Raw genomic sequence first — 306 nt, forward strand, 5'->3', positions numbered from 1 at the left:
AAGACAGAAAGTCTTATACAACGAATGTAGTGAACGGAAATATTATGTTGCTTAACGGTCATATCAAATTGCCAAAACTGAAAATGGTACGTATCAAACAACATAGAGAAATACCACAAGGCCATATAATCAAGTCATGTACGATTTCTATGACACCTACTGGTAAATACCATGTGTCCATTTTGACTGAATACGAAAAAGAGATTGTACAAAAAGAAGTAGAAACAGTTGTTGGATTAGACTTTGCGATGGATCAATTATACGTCAGTTCTGAGGATGAGAGAGCCAATTATCCTAAGTTCTATC

1 pseudogene is annotated in these 306 nt (G+C 35.0%); it reads left to right on the top strand.

The features are described 5' to 3' along the window. A pseudogene (locus ACTJJY_RS32195) lies at positions 1–306 on the top strand (RNA-guided endonuclease TnpB family protein); the annotation flags it as partial.

This window comes from Bacillus sp. 22475, assembly GCF_052044835.1.
Classification (GTDB): domain Bacteria; phylum Bacillota; class Bacilli; order Bacillales; family Bacillaceae_G; genus Bacillus_A; species Bacillus_A cereus.